This window comes from Rahnella sp. CJA17(1/100), from assembly GCF_963881615.1.
In the GTDB taxonomy this organism is placed as follows: Bacteria; Pseudomonadota; Gammaproteobacteria; order Enterobacterales; family Enterobacteriaceae; genus Rahnella; species Rahnella aceris.
The window spans coordinates 37,239-55,090 of sequence record NZ_CAWOJA010000007.1 but is presented as its reverse complement, the minus strand read 5'-3'; the positions used below and the strand labels follow the sequence as shown (position 1 = coordinate 55,090).

Here is a 17,852-nt window from a genome sequence, read left to right as displayed (position 1 = left end):
GCTATCTTCCCAACCACGGCTGTGGATTAACGGCCTGGCCCTGACGACGAATTTCAAAATACAGCGATGGCTGGCCTTGTCCGCCGCTGTTCCCAACTTTAGCAATGGCCTGGCCCGTTCTGACCTGGTCGCCTACGCTGACCAGTGCATCCTGGTTGTAACCGTACAGACTCATATCGCCTTTGCCGTGATCGATAACCACAACCAAACCGTATCCCTGTAACCAGTCCGCCAGAATGACGCGTCCGTCAGCAATCGCCCGGACATCACTGCCTTCTCTTGCTGAGATCACCATCCCTTTCCAGCGTAGTTCACCCTGCAGCTGTTCGCCGAAGCGATGTATCAACGAACCATTAACAGGCCACATATTTTGACCTGATGGTCTGCCCAGACCGCCGGTACGGGCCATCAGAGATTGCTCGCTTTGGGTCGGTTTGTAGGTGGAACCGGATTTCTTCGCCTGCTGTTCTTTCGCTCTGACTGCCGCAGCTTCACGCGCTTCTTTTTCTGCGCGTGCTTTGGCAGCACGTTCGGCAGCGGCAATTTTGTTTTGCAGGCTGGATTCGTTAGCGCGCAGTTCGGTCAGGCTCTGCTCATCTTTTTGCAATGAAGACTCCAGTGCCGTGAGCGTTTGCTTACGGGCGGCACGAGCCTGTTCGAGTTTCTGCTGCTGGGTTTGTTGTTCACTCAGCAGGCTTTTTTGTTGGGTTTGTTTCGATTGCAAAGAAACACGCTGTTCAGCCAGCGTGGCTCGGGTCTGTTTCAGGTCCTCAATGGTTTTCTGTCGCGCTTCATTCAGATAACCAAAATAAGCCAGGATCCTCTCGCTGCGTGCGCTCTCTTCGCTGCTCAGCAGTAATTGCAGGCCTTTATGCTGCCCGATCCGGAATGCGGCATCGAGCTGCTTTGCCAGAATAGCTTCCTGCGTCTTTTGCTGTTTTTGCAATTTATCGATGGACGCATTCAGCCCGGAAATGTCTTTTCCCAACGTGGCGAGGGTTGACTGAGTGCTGCGTAACTGACTGCTGGCTGAGGCGATGGTTTTTTCCTGCGCCTGCAATTGCTGCAATAACGTGCCGCGTTGCTGTTTCTGCTGTTTTACGCTTTTCTCTTTTTCCGCGATGTTTTGCTGAATGGTTTTGAGCTGATCTTTATTGTCGTCAGCATGCACACTCACAGAAAGAGACAGCAGGGAAACGCAAAGTAGTAAGGCTGGAGATGGGAAGGCAGATACGGCCTTGTCCTGAGCGGAAAGGCGGGTTCTCATCAGGCTGAAATGATTGAATTTGCTCAAACTTTTTTCCGCTTGTCGACCGTGGATGATAGACAATATGGCTGTCCCTTTTCGTATCGTAACACTAATCAACCCGCTGATGCACAAACAAAAAAGGCGTACCAACGGGTGTCAGTACGCCTTTTTTGACGGTTTTTAACAGAAATTAACGCGCGATAAACAGCGGCTTGCCGCTCATTTCCGGCGGAATTTCCATGCCCATCAGTGAAAGCATGGTTGGCGCGATATCAGATAATTTACCGCCTTCAACCGCTTGTGCATTTCCGCCGATATAAATCAGCGGAACCGGCAGGCTGGTGTGTGCAGTGTGTGCCTGACCGGTCGCCGGGTCACGCATTTGTTCTGCATTACCGTGGTCGGCGGTAATCAGCAACTGACCACCCACGGCTTTCACTGCGTCCACAACCTGAGCAACACATTTATCGAGTGCTTCAACGGCACTCACTGCTGCGTCGTAAACGCCGGTATGACCGACCATGTCGCCATTCGGATAGTTACAAATGATGGTGTCGTACTTACCACTGCTGATTGCGCCGAGCAGCTTTTCCGTCAGTTCAGCAGAGCTCATTTCCGGTTGCAGGTCATAAGTCGCCACGTTTGGTGATTTCACCAGAATACGGTCTTCGCCTTCAAACGAATCTTCCATGCCCCCGTTAAAGAAGAAGGTGACATGGGCATATTTCTCAGTTTCGGAAATACGCAACTGCGTTTTGCCGTGCGCCATCAGCCATTCACCCAGCGTATTTTTCAGTGATGCCGGTGGATAGGCGCAAGCTGCGTTGATGTCTGCAGCATATTCGGTCAGCATGATGAAATCGCCGAAGTTGATGACTTTTTCGCGGGCAAAACCATCGAAGTCCGGACTGATAAAGGCGCGGGTGATTTCGCGGGCCCGGTCTGCGCGGAAGTTCATGAAGATCAGTGCATCGCCGTCATTGATGGCCGCGGATTCTTCACCTGCTGCCTGCAATACGGTTGGCTTCACGAATTCATCATTTTCATCACGGGCATAAGCGGCCTGCAGACCCGCCAGTGCATTATCGGCAGTAAATGCGCCTTTTGCCTGTGACATCAAATCATAGGCCAGTTGCACGCGATCCCAGCGGTTATCGCGATCCATGGCGTAATAACGGCCCACGATTGACGCAATACGACCCGTACCGATTTGTGCGAATTTCTCTGAGAAGCGTTTCAGCGCCGCTTCAGCGCTGCGTGGTGGTGTATCGCGACCATCCAGGAAGGCATGCAGATAAATGGCTTTCGCGCCACGGCGTTGTGCCAGTTCGACCATCGCCATGATGTGGTCTTCGTGGCTGTGAACGCCGCCCGCAGACAACAGACCCATAATGTGAACCGCTTTACCTGCGGCGATTGCGCGATCAACAGCGCCAGTCAGTACGCTATTATTAAAGAAGTCGCCTTCTTTAATTTCTTTGTCCAGACGGGTGAGATCCTGATACACGATGCGGCCGGCACCTAAATTGACATGGCCTACTTCGGAGTTTCCCATCTGACCATCAGGCAGACCGACGTCCAGCCCGGATGCGGCGATAAGGGTATGCGTGTGAGTGGCCCACAGATTATCCATGACGGGGGTTTTGGCATTCAGAATTGCGTTATCTTGTTGTTCTTCACGATGCCCGTAGCCATCCAGAATCACCAGAACCATCGGTTTTTTGTTGCTCGACATGTCAATTGACCTCAGTTTAAAAGATGAAATGCTCAATAGGCTCGCCAGTTGCAACGGCATGAACAGGCGCGGCTAAATGCACTCAGGCGGGCTGATTTTACCCCAGCGCCGTGTGTGAATAGCCCGAGGAGATCAAAGATGAGGCGGGGTGAGGGTTAACTTTCGGCATAAAGCCGTGTTAATTTTCCAGGATGTGCCGCAGATTGTGGCATTCACCCGCGCTTACTGGCTGTATTTGCTCCGACGCGCAGGTATACTCTGAAGCCTTGAATTTTCCCCCAACTGACGGGAGTTGCTACACCCCATGCAAGATATTATGCCATTCATCAGTGCGCATCCGGTTCTCAGCCTGGCGTGGGTTGCGTTACTGATTGCAGTAATTGTGACCACCTTTAAAACACGTTTTTCTAAAGTTAAAGAGATCACCCGTGGCGAAGCAACCCGCCTGATTAACAAAGAAGATGCCATCGTTGTCGATGTTCGCGCGCGTGAAGAATTCCGCAAAGGCCACATCGCTGAATCACAGAATGTTTTGTCTGCTGACATCAAGAACAACAACCTGGGTGAGCTGACCAAACATAAAGCACAGCCTGTTATCGTGGTTTGTGCCACAGGACAAACTTCCCGCACTGCGGCTGAAGGCCTTATTGCTGCTGGTTTTGAGCGCGTGTTTACACTCAAAGAAGGTATCAGCGGCTGGAGCAGTGAAAACCTGCCTTTAGTGCGCGGTAAATAAGACATTAAGCCAACTGCTACGGCACTCAATTTTACGACTCTGAGGTGGAACCCATGGCAAAAATTGAAATCTACACCAAGGCAACCTGCCCTTATTGCCATCGTGCGAAAGCTCTGCTTAATAGCAAAGGAGCTTCATTCGATGAAATCGCTATCGACGGCGATGCAGATAAACGTGAAAAAATGATCGCCCGCAGCGGTCGTTCAACCGTTCCTCAGATTTTTATCGACGGGCAGCATGTAGGCGGTTGTGATGATTTACATGCACTTGATGCACGCGGTGGCCTTGACCCAATGCTGGGTTAATAAAGGCGGCGGCTGTTTTTCATTAAGTGTTTAAAAGGACTATTAACCCGAGGGTACTACTCACATGTCAGAACAAAATAACACCGAGATGGCTTTCCAGATCCAACGTATCTACACCAAAGACATCTCTTTTGAAGCGCCAAATGCGCCTCAGGTTTTCCAGCAAGACTGGCAGCCAGAAGTTAAACTGGATCTTGATACCGCTTCCAGCCAGCTGGCTGAAGGCGTATATGAAGTCGTCTTGCGTGTGACGGTAACTTCTTCACTGGGCGACGAAACTGCGTTCCTGTGCGAAGTTCAGCAGGGTGGTATCTTCACTATCTCCGGTATTGATGGCAACCAGATGGCGCACTGCCTGGGTGCATATTGCCCGAACATTCTGTTCCCGTATGCCCGTGAGTGCATCACCAGCCTGGTTTCCCGCGGTACCTTCCCGCAACTGAACCTTGCACCTGTTAACTTTGACGCTCTGTTCATGAACTATCTGCAACAGCAAGCTGAAGGCGAAGGTGCTGAACCGCATCAGGATGCCTGATGAAAACCGTCAATGCGTCAATGACAGTGATCGGTGCCGGCTCGTACGGCACCGCTTTAGCGATTACTCTTGCCAGAAATGGCCATCCCGTTGTGCTGTGGGGACATAATCCCGACCACATCAACGCATTACAACGTGCCCGTTGTAATCAGGAATTCCTTCCTGATGTTCCGTTCCCCGATAATCTGTTGCTCGAAACCAATCTGTCTGTCGCGTTAGCGGCCAGCCGTAATGTGCTGGTTGTGGTACCCAGCCATGTATTTGGTGACGTTTTGCGTCAGCTGAAACCCCATTTGCGCCCTGATGCGCGCGTGGTATGGGCGACGAAAGGGCTGGAAGCAGAAACCGGCCGTCTGTTGCAGGATGTCGCACGCGAAGAACTCGGTGATGCCATTCCGTTAGCGGTGGTTTCCGGGCCGACATTCGCCAAAGAACTGGCGGCAGGCATGCCAACAGCAATCTCACTGGCTGCCACTGATGCCAGTTTTGCCGAAGATCTGCAGCAATTGCTGCACTGTGGCAAAAGCTTCCGTGTTTACAGCAATCCCGATTTTATCGGGGTTCAGTTGGGCGGTGCGATTAAAAACGTTATCGCGATTGGTGCCGGAATGTCCGATGGTATCGGCTTTGGGGCTAATGCAAGAACCGCGCTGATTACCCGTGGTCTGGCTGAAATGACCCGCCTGGGTTCCGCTTTAGGCGCTGATCCGGCCACATTTATGGGCATGGCAGGCTTGGGTGATTTGGTGTTAACCTGCACAGATAACCAGTCCCGTAACCGTCGCTTTGGCATTATGCTGGGGCAAGGCAAGGATGTTCAGACTGCTCAGGACACCATCGGTCAGGTTGTTGAAGGCTATCGCAATACGAAAGAAGTACGGGCTCTGGCGCAGCGTAATAACGTTGAAATGCCAATCACTGAACAGATTTACCAGGTCTTGTACTGCGGTAAAGATGCGCGTGAAGCGGCGATCAGTTTGCTTGCCCGTGCGAGCAAGGATGAAAAACACAGCCACTGAAAGGCATCTGCAGAATAGCCACCTTGTTGGTATTCCCGACAGGGCGGCTTTTTATTACCCGAACTTGCAAAGTCGTAAGGAAAAGTGATGTCGCTAGAAGAATTAGAACTGGTCTGGAATAACATTAAATCAGAGGCGAGAGCGCTGGCTGAGTGTGAACCGATGCTGGCCAGTTTTTTCCATGCGACGTTGCTAAAACATGAAACGCTGGGCGGCGCGTTGAGCTACATTCTGGCCAACAAGTTGGGCAATCCGATTATGCCTGCGATGGCGATCCGTGAAGTTGTCGAAGAAGCCTATCGCAACGACGAACAAATGATCCTCTCTGCTGCCCGTGACATTCTGGCTGTGCATCAGCGTGATGCGGCAGTCGACAAATATTCCACCCCGTTACTCTATCTGAAAGGATTCCACGCGCTGCAGGCATACCGTATCGGTAACTGGCTGTGGAAGCAGGATCGTAAAGCGCTGGCGATTTATTTCCAAAATCAGATTTCAGTGTCATTCGGCGTAGATATTCACCCGGCGGCGCGTATTGGCTGCGGCATCATGTTTGACCACGCCACCGGGATTGTCATCGGTGAAACGGCCGTGGTTGAGAATGACGTATCGATTCTGCAATCTGTGACGCTTGGTGGTACAGGAAAAACCTGCGGTGACCGCCACCCTAAAATCCGTGAAGGCGTCATGATTGGTGCCGGTGCGAAAATCCTCGGCAATATTGAAGTGGGTGCTGGTGCGAAAATCGGTGCGGGCTCAGTCGTGTTGCAATCAGTTCCTCCGCACACCACGGCTGCAGGCGTTCCGGCGCGAATTGTCGGGCGTCCGGAAAGCGAGCGTCCTTCCATGGATATGGATCAGCATTTCAACGGTATTGCGCAGGGTTTTGAATTCGGCGACGGTATCTGACGGGCTTTCAGATGGCATGAATTTGCATGCCATCTTCTTCACTTCCATTCCGCTATTCTTTCAGCAATGCGCCCGGATATCCCAGTTGACGCCAGGCTTCATAAACCACCACAGAAACAGCATTCGACAAGTTCATGCTGCGACTTTCTGCGCGCATAGGAATGCGAATTTTCTGCTGTGCGGGCAGATTATCCAGAATAGACGCCGGTAAGCCGCGAGTTTCAGGGCCAAACAGCAGGAAATCATTATCCTGATAGCTCACGGCGCTGTGCGCTGGCGTGCCTTTGGTTGTCAGGGCAAAAAGACGTTGTGGATTTTCGCTGCTGAGGAAAGCGTCATAATTGGCGTGATGCTTTATATGGGCGAATTCATGGTAATCGAGCCCGGCACGGCGCAGACGTTTATCGTCCCAGCCAAAGCCCAAAGGTTCGATGAGGTGAAGCTGACATCCGGTGTTGGCACACAGGCGGATAATGTTGCCGGTGTTGGGCGGGATTTCTGGTTCAAATAAAACAATGTTAAGCATGCGTCCCCCTGATAGAGGGACGCAGAATAGCAGAATCTTAACGCTGGTGCAGCGGCAGCCAGATAATCAAACGAAGGCCGCCCAGCGGGCTGTCTTCGGCTTTTACCTTGCCTCTGTGTTGCTGAACCGCGGTATCCACGATCGCCAGCCCAAGGCCGGTGCCGCCGGATTCCCGATCACGCGCTTCATCAGTGCGGTAGAACGGACGGAAAATCTGTTCACGATCTTCTTCACTCACACCAGGGCCATCGTCATCAACGGTGATAGTGATCCCTTCACTGTCGTGGGCGAAGTTCAGGACAATGTGATGATGCGAATAACGCAGGGCGTTACGGACGATGTTTTCCAGCGCACTGTCGAGAGCCGCAGCATTACCGATCAGTTTCCACGGGCCAGGTGGCGACGTGACCTCAAGGGTTTTACCCATCTGTTCGGCTTCAAACTGTGCATCGTCAATCACACCCGCCCACAATTCGCTGGCCTTCAGGGTTTCGCGCGATAATTCATTTTTGTGCTGGCTGCGTGATAACACCAGCAGGTCATTGATCATGCCATCAAGGCGCTGAGCCTCATTTTCGATACGTTGCAGCTCTTTACCCTCACCATGACGACGTCTCATCAACGCGGTGGCCAGTTGCAGGCGCGTCAGTGGGGTACGTAGCTCGTGTGAGATATCCGAAATCAGCCGTTGCTGTGCTGTTACCATTCGTTCGAGTGCGCTGACCATCTGGTTGAAACTGGCACCTGTCGCAAGGAATTCCTGTGGTCCGGCTTCGAGTTCCGGATGCTGCTTGAGATTGCCGCGTGCAACGTCGTCTGCGGCGTTTTTCAGCTTACGTGCAGGTTTTGCCAGGCTCCACGCCAGCCAGAGCAACAGCGGGGCGCTGATCAGCATGGTGACGATTAGCAGCAATAGCGGACGGTCGAACATCAGGTTGATAAAATCAGACTGAGAACTGCTGGCGGGGCGCATCAGGTAAAGCTGGTAGTTGTCTTCGCCATCACGAACGGAGAAAGGCCCCACCATTTCGACGCGACCATATTTTTTCTTCTTTGGACGATCTGAGTTATCCGACTGGCCGATAAAGTTACGTACGATCTGCATTTCATTGCGCTGAGCGCCAATAACGCGCCCTTCGCTGGTCACCAGCAACAAGCGTTGACCCGGCGGTGCCCATTTGTCGATGGCACGGAACAACCGGCGCCACCACATCAGGTCATTGGCAGGATCGGTCGCCAGTTCAGCTTCAACGTGTTGTTCAATCATCAGGCCTTGCCGCTGCTCGTTATCAAGCAACGGCGTAATCTGGCGTGAATCGAGTTTCGGCACCATTAATACCAGCATCAGCACTAAGGCTAATGTGAACCAGAAAATGGCAAAAATACGTGCCGTAAGACTGTTTATCATGAAGCAGAAACCATCAGATAACCGCGCCCACGCAGGGTTTTAAACCATGGATGTCCGTCCTGACGATCGGGTAATTTACGGCGTAAATTGGAGATGTGCATATCAATAGCACGGTCAAACGGCGTCAGACGTTTACCCAGCACTTCCTGACTCAGATGTTCGCGGGAAACGACCTGTCCGAGATGTTTTGCCAGTAAGTACAACAGGGTGAATTCAGTGCCGGTTAAATCCAGCGCTTCACCGTTAAAGCTGGCTTCCTGACGGCCGGGGTTCAGTTGTAAGCCATCGACTTCAAGCGTCGGTGAACCGTTGTTCTCATTGGTTTGCTGCTGTTCGCTCCAGTTAGAACGACGCAACATGGCCCGGATACGTGCCACGAGCTCGCGGTCGTTAAACGGTTTTGGCAGATAGTCATCGGCACCCAGTTCGAGGCCGAGGACACGGTCTAATTCACTGCCACGCGCAGTTAACATAATCACTGGCGTCTGATGGCGCTGGCGTAATTCTTTAAGGGTTTCAATGCCGTTTTTCTTCGGCATCATCACGTCAAGTAACAGAAGATCGATGGTATTATCGATTTTCTCTAATGCCTGCTCACCGTCGTAAGCCACTACAACATTAAAGCCTTCCATTTCGAGCAATTCTTTCAAAAGTGAAGTCAGTTCACGGTCGTCATCAACTAACAAAATTTTATTCATTGTATTTACCTCTAGACGCAAAATACGTCATCAATTGCCGCTATTCCATGACTTTACGTACTTTTACAAGCACTGACGCTTGTTTGCAGCAGCAGGTTTAGACTGCTTTTCAATGATTCGCGATGAAGCGATAAAGACTTTAGGAGTATGTGATGTTTAAGGCAGCTTCATTCGGTTTGGCCACGCTTCTGACGCTGAGTTCAGGTGTCGTTTTAGCAGATGGTGCGAAACCAGTGTCGGCGATGCCAGCAGAACATGATAGCACGATGTTGGATAAGCCTCAGGAACGCAACACCATGTTTGATGGTGTAAATCTTACTGAGCAACAGCGCCAGCAAATGCGTGACCTGATGCACCAGGCTCGTAAAGATCTACCCCATGTAAATGTAGAACAGATAGAAACGATGCACAGGCTGGTTACCGCCGAAAAGTTTGATCAGGCCGCCGTGCGAGCACAAGCTGAATTAATGGCTCAGGAGCAGGTGGATCGTCAGGTCGAAATGGCCCGCATCCGCAACCAGATGTTTAATCTGCTGACCCCTGAGCAAAAAGATGTATTGAACCAGAAACATGAGCAGCGCATGAAACAGATGCAATTGCAGTTATCTGGATTACAGCCCTCTTCTGCCCAGAAGACGAGTAGTACCAGCACGACCGAGTAAGATCCCTGTTTTTCCTTGCCATAGACACCATCCCTGTCTTCCCCCATCGAAAGGTGGGGTTTTTTTTGTCCTCAATTTGGGTTGGATTTGCAGAACAGGAAATTAACAAGGTGGAAATGTGACCGTAACGAACTGGAAATATCTTGTAAAAGCCGTATGAATCAGTAAATTGCGATGTACCGAGCGGTGTATGCGTATTCTTGCTGACTTGAATCAATTCAGCACCGGTGTTTTGTTATACTATAGGCTCAAACGCTAATAAGCCCTTTTGGCTGCATAAAAAAATTCGCCCAACAGGCTGGCTCAAGATTCTTAAGAAATTGCATCTACAAGTTCAGAGGTAGTCATGATCAAAAAAATTGGTGTACTGACAAGTGGTGGCGATGCCCCAGGCATGAATGCTGCGATCCGTGGCGTTGTCCGCGCCGCTTTATCTGCAGATTTGGAAGTCTACGGTATTGAAGATGGCTACCTCGGCATGTATGAAAACCGCATGCGCAAACTGGATCGCTACAGCGTCTCCGATATGATCAACCGTGGCGGTACTTTCCTGGGTTCAGCACGTTTCCCGGAATTCCGTGATCCAGAAATGCGTAAAGTTGCGCTGCAGAATATGAAAGACCGTGGTATCGATGGCCTTGTGGTTATCGGCGGTGACGGTTCATATGCCGGTGCAGACCTGCTGACCAAAGAAGGTGGCATCCGTTGCATCGGCCTGCCAGGCACAATCGATAACGACGTTGCGGGCACTGACTACACTATCGGTTTCTTCACGGCGCTGGGTACAGTGGTTGAAGCCATTGACCGTTTACGTGATACCTCCTCTTCACACCAGCGTATCTCTATTGTTGAGGTGATGGGCCGTTATTGCGGTGATTTGACCTTAGCAGCAGCGATTGCCGGGGGTTGCGAATTTATCGCTATCCCTGAAGTTGAATTCAAACGTGATGATCTGGTTGCTGAAATCAAAGCCGGTATCGCGAAAGGCAAAAAACATGCCATCGTTGCCATCACCGAGAAGTTAGATGACATTGAAGAACTGGCTAAATACATCGAGAAAGAAACCTGTCGTGAAACGCGTGGCACGGTATTAGGTCATATTCAGCGTGGCGGCGCACCTGTCGCTTATGACCGCATCCTGGCTTCCCGCATGGGTGCGTATGCTGTTGACCTGTTGCTGGAAGAAGATCGTGACTATTCTCAGGGCGGTTTCTGCGTGGGTGTTGAAAACGAGAAAATGGTTCACGAACTCATCTCGATTTGTATCGCGCCAGAGAACAAGAAAAGCAAATTTAAAGAAGACTGGTACGACACGGCGAAAAAACTTTTCTGATTCAGCTTATTGCGTGTTTAAACGAACCTCCTTTGCGGGAGGTTTTTTTTCGCCACTCTTTTTGTTTATTCCATAAAGTAATAGAAAAAAACCTTTTATTCTTTATGTGTTTCGTTTTTATCTGGCACGCTCTCTTTAACGAACAAATAAATGAAATCCATAGAAACTATTTCGGGAGAGTACGATGCGTAAATGGGCTGCAGGTTTGGGATTGCTGTTGGTGGCAACCGGAGCAATTGCCAAAGATATTCAGATTCTGAACGTGTCATACGATCCAACCCGCGAATTCTATGAACAATATAACAAGGCATTCAGTAAATACTGGCAGGGCAAAACCGGTGATACCGTCACCGTACGCCAGTCGCATGGTGGCTCAGGCAAACAGGCTACGTCAGTAATTAATGGCATTGAAGCCGATGTGGTAACACTGGCGCTGGCTTATGACGTTGATGCTATTGCAGAACGCGGCCGTATCGATAAAAACTGGATCACCCGCCTGCCGGACAACTCTGCGCCTTACACGTCCACCATTGTGTTCCTGGTGCGCAAAGGCAACCCGAAACAAATTCATGACTGGAATGATTTGATCAAACCGGGTGTATCGGTAATTACGCCGAACCCTAAAACGTCTGGCGGCGCACGCTGGAACTATCTGGCAGCCTGGGGTTACGCGTTGCATCACAACAACAATGACAAAGCGAAGGCTCAGGATTTCGTGAAAGCATTGTATAAAAACGTCGAAGTGTTGGACTCCGGTGCACGTGGCGCAACTAATACTTTCGTTGAACGTGGTATCGGTGATGTGCTGATTGCCTGGGAAAACGAAGCGTTGCTGGCAACAAAAGAAGTCGGCAAAGATAAGTTCGAAATCGTCACGCCAAGCGAATCGATTCTGGCGGAGCCAACGGTTTCTGTGGTTGATAAAGTCGTGGATAAGCGTGATACCCGTACAGTGGCGGATGCTTACCTGAAATACCTGTACTCGCCGGAAGGCCAGACTATCGCGGCAGAAAATTATTACCGTCCGCGTGATCCGGAAGTGGAGAAGAAATTCGCGGCTGAATTCCCGAAACTGAAACTGTTCACCATTGATCAGGTTGCAGGTACCTGGGCTCAGGCGCAGAAAGACCATTTTGCGACAGACGGAATTTTCGACCAAATCTCCAGGCGTTAATCGCCATGTTACAGGCAATAAAAAACCCCGGCATGCCGGGGTTTTTTTATGCGCAGAAGAAACAGGCTTACGCTTGTTTAGCTTCAGCAGCGGCTTTCACGATCACAGCGAAAGCGTCTGCTTTCAGTGATGCGCCGCCAACCAGTGCGCCATCGATGTCTGGCTGGGTGAACAGTTCAGCAGCATTTGCAGCGTTAACAGAACCGCCGTACTGGATGATAACTTGTTCAGCAACCGCAGCATCTTGTTTCGCAATGTGGTCACGGATGAATTTGTGAACAGCCTGAGCCTGAGCCGGGGTGGCAGATTTGCCGGTACCGATCGCCCAAACAGGTTCGTAAGCGATGACTGCGCCTTCGAATGCTTTCGCACCCAGAGTGCTCAGAACCGCGTCCAGTTGTTTAGCGCAAACGGCTTCAGTTTTGCCAGCTTCGTTTTCTGCTTCGGTTTCACCGATGCACAGAACAGGAGTCAGGCCCGCTTCTTTCAGCACGCCGAATTTTTTCGCGATGAACTCATCGCTTTCTTTGTGGTAAGTGCGGCGTTCTGAGTGACCGATGATGATGTATTGCGCACCGATGTCTTTCAGCATGTCGGCAGAGATTTCACCGGTGAATGCGCCAGACAGGTTAGCATCAACGTTCTGAGCACCCAGCGCAATACGGCTGCCAGCCAGAGCGTGTTTAGCCTGTGACAGGTAAACTTCTGGTGGAGCAATTGCAACGCCACAACCTACAACTGTGCTCAGTTCAGTACGCAGAGCAGCAATCAGTTCGTTAACCATGTGGGTGCTGCCGTTAAGCTTCCAGTTACCCATCACTAATGGATGTCGCATGTTTTTTCCTCCAAAAGGGGACGCGAGTGTCGATTAAAATTTCTGCCAAATAAGCAGATTACCTGTGCAACAGTATAGAGATCATTGGTCATAAAGGCTTTGCTTTTTGTCATTAAAAACCGTCATCTCACGGCTCAGCAAGCGCCAGCTTGACCGGCTCAACGGCGAATGTCAGTCCTTTTTCGCCATTGTCTGAAATGACAAAACGCACCGCGCCTACCTCCTGCTTATAAAACTGCTGACCTTTTCCTTTTTCGATCAGAGAAGCGACTCTCGCCACGCTTTGCTCGGTGGATAATGTGGCGTCGAACTGACGCATCAGATTAGCCATATAGCTTATCGCCAGCGTGCGTGCGGCCTTTTCTTCAGCCCCCTGAATCGGCAGATAGGTGATTTGCAGTGTTTTGATTTTACCGGTGCCTTTTTCCAGTGCGGTCGAGGCATACAGGTTTTCATTAATCTTGCTGGCGGCTCGGGTCAGGGAACTGTTTGGAGATTTATCACTGATCGACCGGAACTCGCCAATCTGCTGGGTCGGATTGGCTTCATTGTATTTGGCGCGAAAATTGATCAGCGTCGTTTCAAAGGTGGGTGCGCCAGCAAGCAGGTAAGGGGCTTTTGGCATCTCCTCTGCGCCAGAGTGATCGACCGGCGGATCGGCGAGTGCACTATTCTGGCAAGCGAGCATAAGCAGCGCGGGCAGCGCCAGTCGTAATAAGGATTGAGCAACAGTCATAGGGCGTTTCTTATTTTGTTTCAACAGTCCGATTAAAGCGGGGAACGGGGGGTAATGTCAAAAGGAGTGCGTAAAGATTCTCGTCATCGCTGCCCGTGAGTTACACTCCGCCTGTTTTAATATTTTACTCCCCTTGTACTTTACGGAACGGACTGCCAATGACGTTACAGCATGCACTGTTTTCTTTTAACGGCCGCCTGGGCCGCCGCGATTTCTGGCTCTGGATGGTTAGCTGGTTGATTCTGATGGTGGTTGATTTCTTTTTTGCCGCACAGGAATGGATTACCTATCAGTCCGCCGGATTCGCGCTGGTGGTTTTACTGTGGCCGACTGCCGCAGTGTTGGTGAAAAGATTGCATGACCGCAATAAATCGGCCTGGTGGGCGCTGCTGTTTGTGCTGGCGTGGATGCTGGTAGCGGGTAACTGGGCAGCGGCGATGCCGCAGACGTGGAGCTGGGCTCTGGGCCGGCTCGCGCCATCGGTGATTTTCATTATGTTGCTGATCGACTGCGGCGCTTTTACCGGCACACCGGGCGCAAATCGCTTTGGCCCGGAACCGGACGACGTTAAATTCCGCTAGTTTTGCGCTAACAGATTTACCAGTAATGCTCGCTGGTCATATGGCCCGGCTTGCGTTTGAGATGTTTGCGCATACCCCGCGTGTCTTTCAGTACTTGCTGGGTATCGCGAACCATCTGTGGATTGCCGCACAACATCACGTGGCTGTCCTCTGCCAGCATCTTAAGGCCGACAGCCGCTTCCAGTGCGCCGCTTTCAATCAACGCAGGCACGCGACCGGTCAGCGAACCGGAAATCTCCTCGCGACTGACCACGGTCTGGATATGGAGTTTGCCCTCATAACGGCGTTGCAGTTGCTGCATTAATGGCAGATAGCTGAGATCTGCTGCAAAGCGTGCCGCGTGAACCAGAACAATATTCTTGAACCGCTCCAGTCCGATGCCTTCCTGCAAAATCGACAGATACGGCCCGATAGCGGTACCGGTTGCCAGCATCCACAACGTGTCACACTCCGGCACTTCTTCAATGACGAAAAATCCGGCGGCTTCTTTGGTGATGTTGATTTCGTCACCGGGCTGCATCACGTGAAGCCGCGGGCTGAGTTTTCCTTCCGGCACATTCACCAGATAAAACTCCAGTTCGCCGCTGGAGGGTGGGTTTACATAGGAATACGCGCGCTGCACCCGCTCGCCGTCAATATCCAGCGAAAGTTTGGCGAACTGGCCAGCGGTAAAAGGATCGATGGGCGCATTGACCGTGATGCTGAACAAATTGTCTGTCCAGTGCTCAACTTTTTTGACTTTTCCTGTCACCCAATCAGCCATAAAAAACTCCCGTGGTTTCTGATTTCTTCATGTCGTGCGAAATATGAATTGCAAAATTATGTCCTGATTTTATTTCAAATTTTCCGAATCCCGTATCGGTTAAATGTTATCAGCCTGTTCATCACCCGTTAGCCAATATCGATTTTCGTACACCTTGCGTTACACATGTGGTTCCCGCTGCTGCCAGTGCAGGTTGAGAAGAGTTTCCTACAACACTCGCTTATTCATATTAATTTGTTAACTTATGCGCCGCTGTAGTCTGGCTGAATTTACTGGTTATTTGTTCTGCACTTTTCCAATCTTATTTGATAATGAACTGAAAAATGAAAAATCTGGAAAATATCCACCTGCTTATCATGCTCATTTTGCTGGTGGCTGTCGGGCAAATGGCACAAACCATTTATGTGCCGAATATCGCGGACATGGCTACCAGTCTGGCCGTGAAACCGGGCGCGGTACAGCGGGTGATGGCAGCCTATCTGCTGACATACGGCGGCTCACAGCTGGTTTACGGCCCGCTTTCCGATAATATTGGCCGTAAACCGGTGATCCTGACCGGCCTGATGATTTTCCTGATAGGTGCGGCGGGCGCCATGATGTCCACCAGTCTGACGATGCTGATTGCCTTTGCGGCCATTCAGGGACTGGGCACCGGTGTGGCGGGCGTAATGGCGCGAACCATGCCGCGTGATCTCTACAGTGGCGGTGCGTTACGCCATGCCAACAGCCTGCTGAACATGGGCATTCTGATCAGCCCGCTGCTGGCGCCGGTGATTGGTGGCGCACTGTCAGCGTGGTTAGGCTGGCGGGCCAGTTTTGGTTTCCTGCTGATTCTGTGCGCCGGTGTGGCGTTTTCGATGTACCGCTGGTTGCCGGAAACTCGTCCGGAATTCACTGCCGACCATCCGCCGCGCAACATGCTGGGTAGCCTGCGTTTATTACTGGCCGACGCCAATTTCAGCCGTTATCTGGTGATGCTGGTCGGTGCACTGGCCGGTGTGGCGGTGTTTGAAGCCAGTTGCGGTGTGCTGATGGGCGGCGTCCTCGGGCTGAGCGGTGTGATGGTCAGCGTACTGTTTATCCTGCCGATCCCTGCTGCCTTCTTTGGTGCCTGGTATGCCGGGCGGGCGGAGAAAAGTTTCCAGCAACTGATGTGGCATTCGGTCATCAGTTGTCTGCTGGCCGGTCTGGCGATGTGGATCCCGGGCTGGCTGGGTATCATGAATATCTGGACGCTGATAGTGCCAGCTTCGCTGTTTTTCTTTGGCGCTGGGATGTTGTTCCCGCTGGCGACCACCGGTGCAATGGAGCCTTTCCCGTATCTGGCGGGCGCGGCCGGTGCGCTGGTTGGCGGATTGCAGAATATGGGGTCAGGGCTGGTAGCATGGATGTCGGCGATGTTGCCGCAAACCGGTCAGTTCAGCCTCGGGTTACTGATGTTTGCGATGGCATTGCTGATTTTACTGTGCTGGTGGCCGATGTCGAACCGTAGCCAGCATGAAGGACATACTGCCTGATGGTGCAAAAGCAGGGCGCTGATGGCCCTGCTTTTTGATGACCGGAAGGAAGTTGATCAGATAATAAATTCGTGCAGCGCAGCGTCTTTTCGGTCGAGGTAATGGGTCGAGCGGATACGGCGGATGGTGCGGGATTTTCCGCGGATCAGCAGCGTCTCGGTGGTCGCCATGTTTCCCTGACGGCTGATGCCTTCCAGCAGGTCGCCTTTGGTAATACCGGTCGCGGAGAAAATCACGTTATCGTTACGCGCCATATCATCCAGCAGCAGCACTTTACCGGCCTCGATCCCCATCGCTTTACAGCGCGCCAGCTCTTCTTCGCCGATACGACGGTTTTCCGGTGTATCGCCTTTCACATCATGACGCGCCAGCAAACGGCCCTGCATATCGCCATCCAGCGCACGGATCACCGCAGCGGAAATCACGCCTTCCGGCGCACCGCCGATGCCATACAGCACATCCACTTCACTTTCCGGCATGCAGGTCAGGATTGTCGCCGCCACATCGCCGTCCGGGAATGCGAACACACGCACGCCTGACGCCAGCATTTCGCGGATGGCGTCGTCGTGACGGGGTTTTGCCAGAACAGCGACGGTCAGTTCGGTCAGCGGTTTATCCAGCGCTTTAGCAATATTGGCCAGATTCTCTGCCAGCGTCAGTTCGAGATTAATCGCGCCTTTGGCGCCCGGCCCGACGGCGATCTTTTCCATGTACATGTCGGGTGCATTGAGGAACGAACCTTTGTCGCCAACTGCCAGCACAGCCAGCGCATTGGACTGGCCCATGGCGGTCATGCGTGTACCTTCAATGGGATCGACCGCGATATCCACCGCGTCGCCGTTGCCGGTACCGACTTTTTCACCGATATACAGCATCGGCGCTTCATCAATTTCCCCTTCGCCAATCACGATAGTACCGTCGATATCGACTTTATTGAGCATAATGCGCATGGACTGAACGGCAGCGTTATCGGCAAGGTTTTTATCGCCACGACCCAGCCATTTGTAACCGGCGAGCGCGGCAGCTTCGGTCACGCGGGAGAACTCGATTGCTAATTCACGTTTCATTGGAAAGCCTGTAGAAAGAAAAAAAGAGGTCGGTGAGGCGAGGCTCATCTGTGGCGCAGATTTT

19 protein-coding genes are annotated in these 17,852 nt (G+C 51.8%); 10 read left to right on the top strand and 9 right to left on the bottom strand.

Translation table 11 applies throughout. The features are described 5' to 3' along the window. Position 1: 1 nt before the first annotated feature. Positions 2-1,294, bottom strand: a complete 1,293-nt coding sequence (gene envC, locus AACU55_RS04590; protein ID WP_134706752.1) for a murein hydrolase activator EnvC — start codon at positions 1,292-1,294, stop codon at positions 2-4. A 145-nt stretch (positions 1,295-1,439) separates the two neighbouring features. Beyond that, the gene (gene gpmM / locus AACU55_RS04585) at positions 1,440-2,984 is read right to left on the bottom strand and encodes a 2,3-bisphosphoglycerate-independent phosphoglycerate mutase (protein ID WP_134706751.1); all 1,545 of its coding nucleotides are present in this window, start codon (positions 2,982-2,984) and stop codon (positions 1,440-1,442) included. Positions 2,985-3,288: 304 nt separating this feature from the next. Here gpmM and AACU55_RS04580 point away from each other — a divergent pair, with 304 nt between their 5' ends. The 5 genes from AACU55_RS04580 to cysE all read left to right on the top strand — a co-directional run bounded on the left by AACU55_RS04580 (position 3,289) and on the right by cysE (position 6,488). Continuing rightward, complete coding sequence (locus tag AACU55_RS04580) at positions 3,289-3,720, top strand: rhodanese-like domain-containing protein (protein WP_013577604.1); 432 nt, start codon at positions 3,289-3,291, stop codon at positions 3,718-3,720. Between the two features lie 53 nt (positions 3,721-3,773). Next, on the top strand, positions 3,774-4,025 hold the full coding sequence (grxC, locus tag AACU55_RS04575) for a glutaredoxin 3 (protein WP_013577603.1): 252 nt from the start codon (positions 3,774-3,776) through the stop codon (positions 4,023-4,025). Positions 4,026-4,089: 64 nt separating this feature from the next. Further along, complete coding sequence (secB, locus tag AACU55_RS04570; RefSeq protein WP_013577602.1) at positions 4,090-4,560, top strand: protein-export chaperone SecB; 471 nt, start codon at positions 4,090-4,092, stop codon at positions 4,558-4,560. Then, on the top strand, positions 4,560-5,579 hold the full coding sequence (gpsA, locus tag AACU55_RS04565; protein ID WP_013577601.1) for an NAD(P)H-dependent glycerol-3-phosphate dehydrogenase: 1,020 nt from the start codon (positions 4,560-4,562) through the stop codon (positions 5,577-5,579). The genes secB and gpsA overlap by 1 nt, the downstream gene beginning before the upstream one ends. A gap of 87 nt (positions 5,580-5,666) precedes the next feature. Next, a complete protein-coding gene (gene cysE, locus AACU55_RS04560) occupies positions 5,667-6,488 on the top strand; it encodes a serine O-acetyltransferase (protein WP_013577600.1) in 822 nt (273 codons plus the stop codon). 52 nt (positions 6,489-6,540) lie between these two features. On the opposite strand, the gene trmL is transcribed toward cysE, so the two are convergent. Genes trmL through cpxR form a run of 3 tightly spaced genes read right to left on the bottom strand, consistent with a single transcriptional unit; the run spans position 6,541 to position 9,120 of the window. After that, positions 6,541-7,014 (bottom strand): tRNA (uridine(34)/cytosine(34)/5-carboxymethylaminomethyluridine(34)-2'-O)-methyltransferase TrmL, encoded by a 474-nt coding sequence (gene trmL / locus AACU55_RS04555; RefSeq protein WP_013577599.1) that lies wholly within the window; start codon positions 7,012-7,014, stop codon positions 6,541-6,543. Between the two features lie 37 nt (positions 7,015-7,051). Continuing rightward, complete coding sequence (gene cpxA / locus AACU55_RS04550; RefSeq protein WP_037035328.1) at positions 7,052-8,422, bottom strand: envelope stress sensor histidine kinase CpxA; 1,371 nt, start codon at positions 8,420-8,422, stop codon at positions 7,052-7,054. Beyond that, positions 8,419-9,120, bottom strand: a complete 702-nt coding sequence (cpxR, locus tag AACU55_RS04545; protein WP_013577597.1) for an envelope stress response regulator transcription factor CpxR — start codon at positions 9,118-9,120, stop codon at positions 8,419-8,421. Before cpxR ends, cpxA begins: the two co-directional genes overlap by 4 nt. A 152-nt stretch (positions 9,121-9,272) precedes the next feature. Between cpxR and cpxP the strand changes: the two genes are divergently transcribed. From cpxP to AACU55_RS04530, 3 genes are all read left to right on the top strand, one after another. Then, entirely contained in the window at positions 9,273-9,782 is a 510-nt protein-coding gene (gene cpxP / locus AACU55_RS04540) for a cell-envelope stress modulator CpxP (protein ID WP_037035326.1), read from the top strand. 346 nt (positions 9,783-10,128) lie between these two features. Further along, entirely contained in the window at positions 10,129-11,115 is a 987-nt protein-coding gene (gene pfkA / locus AACU55_RS04535) for a 6-phosphofructokinase (RefSeq protein WP_013577595.1), read from the top strand. A gap of 184 nt (positions 11,116-11,299) precedes the next feature. Beyond that, positions 11,300-12,289 (top strand): sulfate ABC transporter substrate-binding protein, encoded by a 990-nt coding sequence (locus AACU55_RS04530; RefSeq protein ID WP_013577594.1) that lies wholly within the window; start codon positions 11,300-11,302, stop codon positions 12,287-12,289. Positions 12,290-12,356: 67 nt separating this feature from the next. Here the strand turns inward: AACU55_RS04530 and tpiA are convergent, their stop codons facing one another. Both tpiA and AACU55_RS04520 read right to left on the bottom strand, forming a co-directional pair. After that, positions 12,357-13,124, bottom strand: a complete 768-nt coding sequence (tpiA, locus tag AACU55_RS04525) for a triose-phosphate isomerase (RefSeq protein WP_037035323.1) — start codon at positions 13,122-13,124, stop codon at positions 12,357-12,359. A gap of 127 nt (positions 13,125-13,251) precedes the next feature. After that, a complete protein-coding gene (locus tag AACU55_RS04520) occupies positions 13,252-13,860 on the bottom strand; it encodes a DUF1454 family protein (RefSeq protein ID WP_013577592.1) in 609 nt (202 codons plus the stop codon). Positions 13,861-14,018: 158 nt separating this feature from the next. On the opposite strand from AACU55_RS04520, the gene AACU55_RS04515 reads away from it, so the two are divergent. Then, complete coding sequence (locus AACU55_RS04515) at positions 14,019-14,441, top strand: DUF805 domain-containing protein (RefSeq protein ID WP_134706750.1); 423 nt, start codon at positions 14,019-14,021, stop codon at positions 14,439-14,441. Between the two features lie 16 nt (positions 14,442-14,457). Here AACU55_RS04515 and fpr read toward each other — a convergent pair whose 3' ends face one another. Beyond that, complete coding sequence (gene fpr, locus AACU55_RS04510; protein ID WP_134706749.1) at positions 14,458-15,204, bottom strand: ferredoxin--NADP(+) reductase; 747 nt, start codon at positions 15,202-15,204, stop codon at positions 14,458-14,460. A 323-nt stretch (positions 15,205-15,527) separates the two neighbouring features. On the opposite strand from fpr, the gene emrD reads away from it, so the two are divergent. Then, positions 15,528-16,721, top strand: coding sequence for a multidrug efflux MFS transporter EmrD (gene emrD, locus AACU55_RS04505; protein WP_134706748.1), 1,194 nt, complete (start codon positions 15,528-15,530; stop codon positions 16,719-16,721). A 56-nt stretch (positions 16,722-16,777) separates the two neighbouring features. On the opposite strand, the gene glpX is transcribed toward emrD, so the two are convergent. Next, a complete protein-coding gene (gene glpX, locus AACU55_RS04500) occupies positions 16,778-17,788 on the bottom strand; it encodes a class II fructose-bisphosphatase (RefSeq protein ID WP_013577588.1) in 1,011 nt (336 codons plus the stop codon). Positions 17,789-17,852 lie beyond the last annotated feature (64 nt).

Excerpts from the sequence above, each read along its gene's own strand:
- gpmM (WP_134706751.1), bottom strand. The coding sequence starts at position 2,984 with ATGTCGAGCAACAAAAAACCGATGGTTCTGGTGATTCTGGATGGCTAC.
- AACU55_RS04580 (WP_013577604.1), top strand. The coding sequence starts at position 3,289 with ATGCAAGATATTATGCCATTCATCAGTGCGCATCCGGTTCTCAGCCTG.
- grxC (WP_013577603.1), top strand. The coding sequence starts at position 3,774 with ATGGCAAAAATTGAAATCTACACCAAGGCAACCTGCCCTTATTGCCAT.
- secB (WP_013577602.1), top strand. The coding sequence starts at position 4,090 with ATGTCAGAACAAAATAACACCGAGATGGCTTTCCAGATCCAACGTATC.
- gpsA (WP_013577601.1), top strand. The coding sequence starts at position 4,560 with ATGAAAACCGTCAATGCGTCAATGACAGTGATCGGTGCCGGCTCGTAC.
- cysE (WP_013577600.1), top strand. The coding sequence starts at position 5,667 with ATGTCGCTAGAAGAATTAGAACTGGTCTGGAATAACATTAAATCAGAG.
- trmL (WP_013577599.1), bottom strand. The coding sequence starts at position 7,014 with ATGCTTAACATTGTTTTATTTGAACCAGAAATCCCGCCCAACACCGGC.
- cpxA (WP_037035328.1), bottom strand. The coding sequence starts at position 8,422 with ATGATAAACAGTCTTACGGCACGTATTTTTGCCATTTTCTGGTTCACA.
- cpxR (WP_013577597.1), bottom strand. The coding sequence starts at position 9,120 with ATGAATAAAATTTTGTTAGTTGATGACGACCGTGAACTGACTTCACTT.
- cpxP (WP_037035326.1), top strand. The coding sequence starts at position 9,273 with ATGTTTAAGGCAGCTTCATTCGGTTTGGCCACGCTTCTGACGCTGAGT.
- pfkA (WP_013577595.1), top strand. The coding sequence starts at position 10,129 with ATGATCAAAAAAATTGGTGTACTGACAAGTGGTGGCGATGCCCCAGGC.
- AACU55_RS04530 (WP_013577594.1), top strand. The coding sequence starts at position 11,300 with ATGCGTAAATGGGCTGCAGGTTTGGGATTGCTGTTGGTGGCAACCGGA.
- tpiA (WP_037035323.1), bottom strand. The coding sequence starts at position 13,124 with ATGCGACATCCATTAGTGATGGGTAACTGGAAGCTTAACGGCAGCACC.
- AACU55_RS04520 (WP_013577592.1), bottom strand. The coding sequence starts at position 13,860 with ATGACTGTTGCTCAATCCTTATTACGACTGGCGCTGCCCGCGCTGCTT.
- AACU55_RS04515 (WP_134706750.1), top strand. The coding sequence starts at position 14,019 with ATGACGTTACAGCATGCACTGTTTTCTTTTAACGGCCGCCTGGGCCGC.
- fpr (WP_134706749.1), bottom strand. The coding sequence starts at position 15,204 with ATGGCTGATTGGGTGACAGGAAAAGTCAAAAAAGTTGAGCACTGGACA.
- emrD (WP_134706748.1), top strand. The coding sequence starts at position 15,528 with ATGAAAAATCTGGAAAATATCCACCTGCTTATCATGCTCATTTTGCTG.
- glpX (WP_013577588.1), bottom strand. The coding sequence starts at position 17,788 with ATGAAACGTGAATTAGCAATCGAGTTCTCCCGCGTGACCGAAGCTGCC.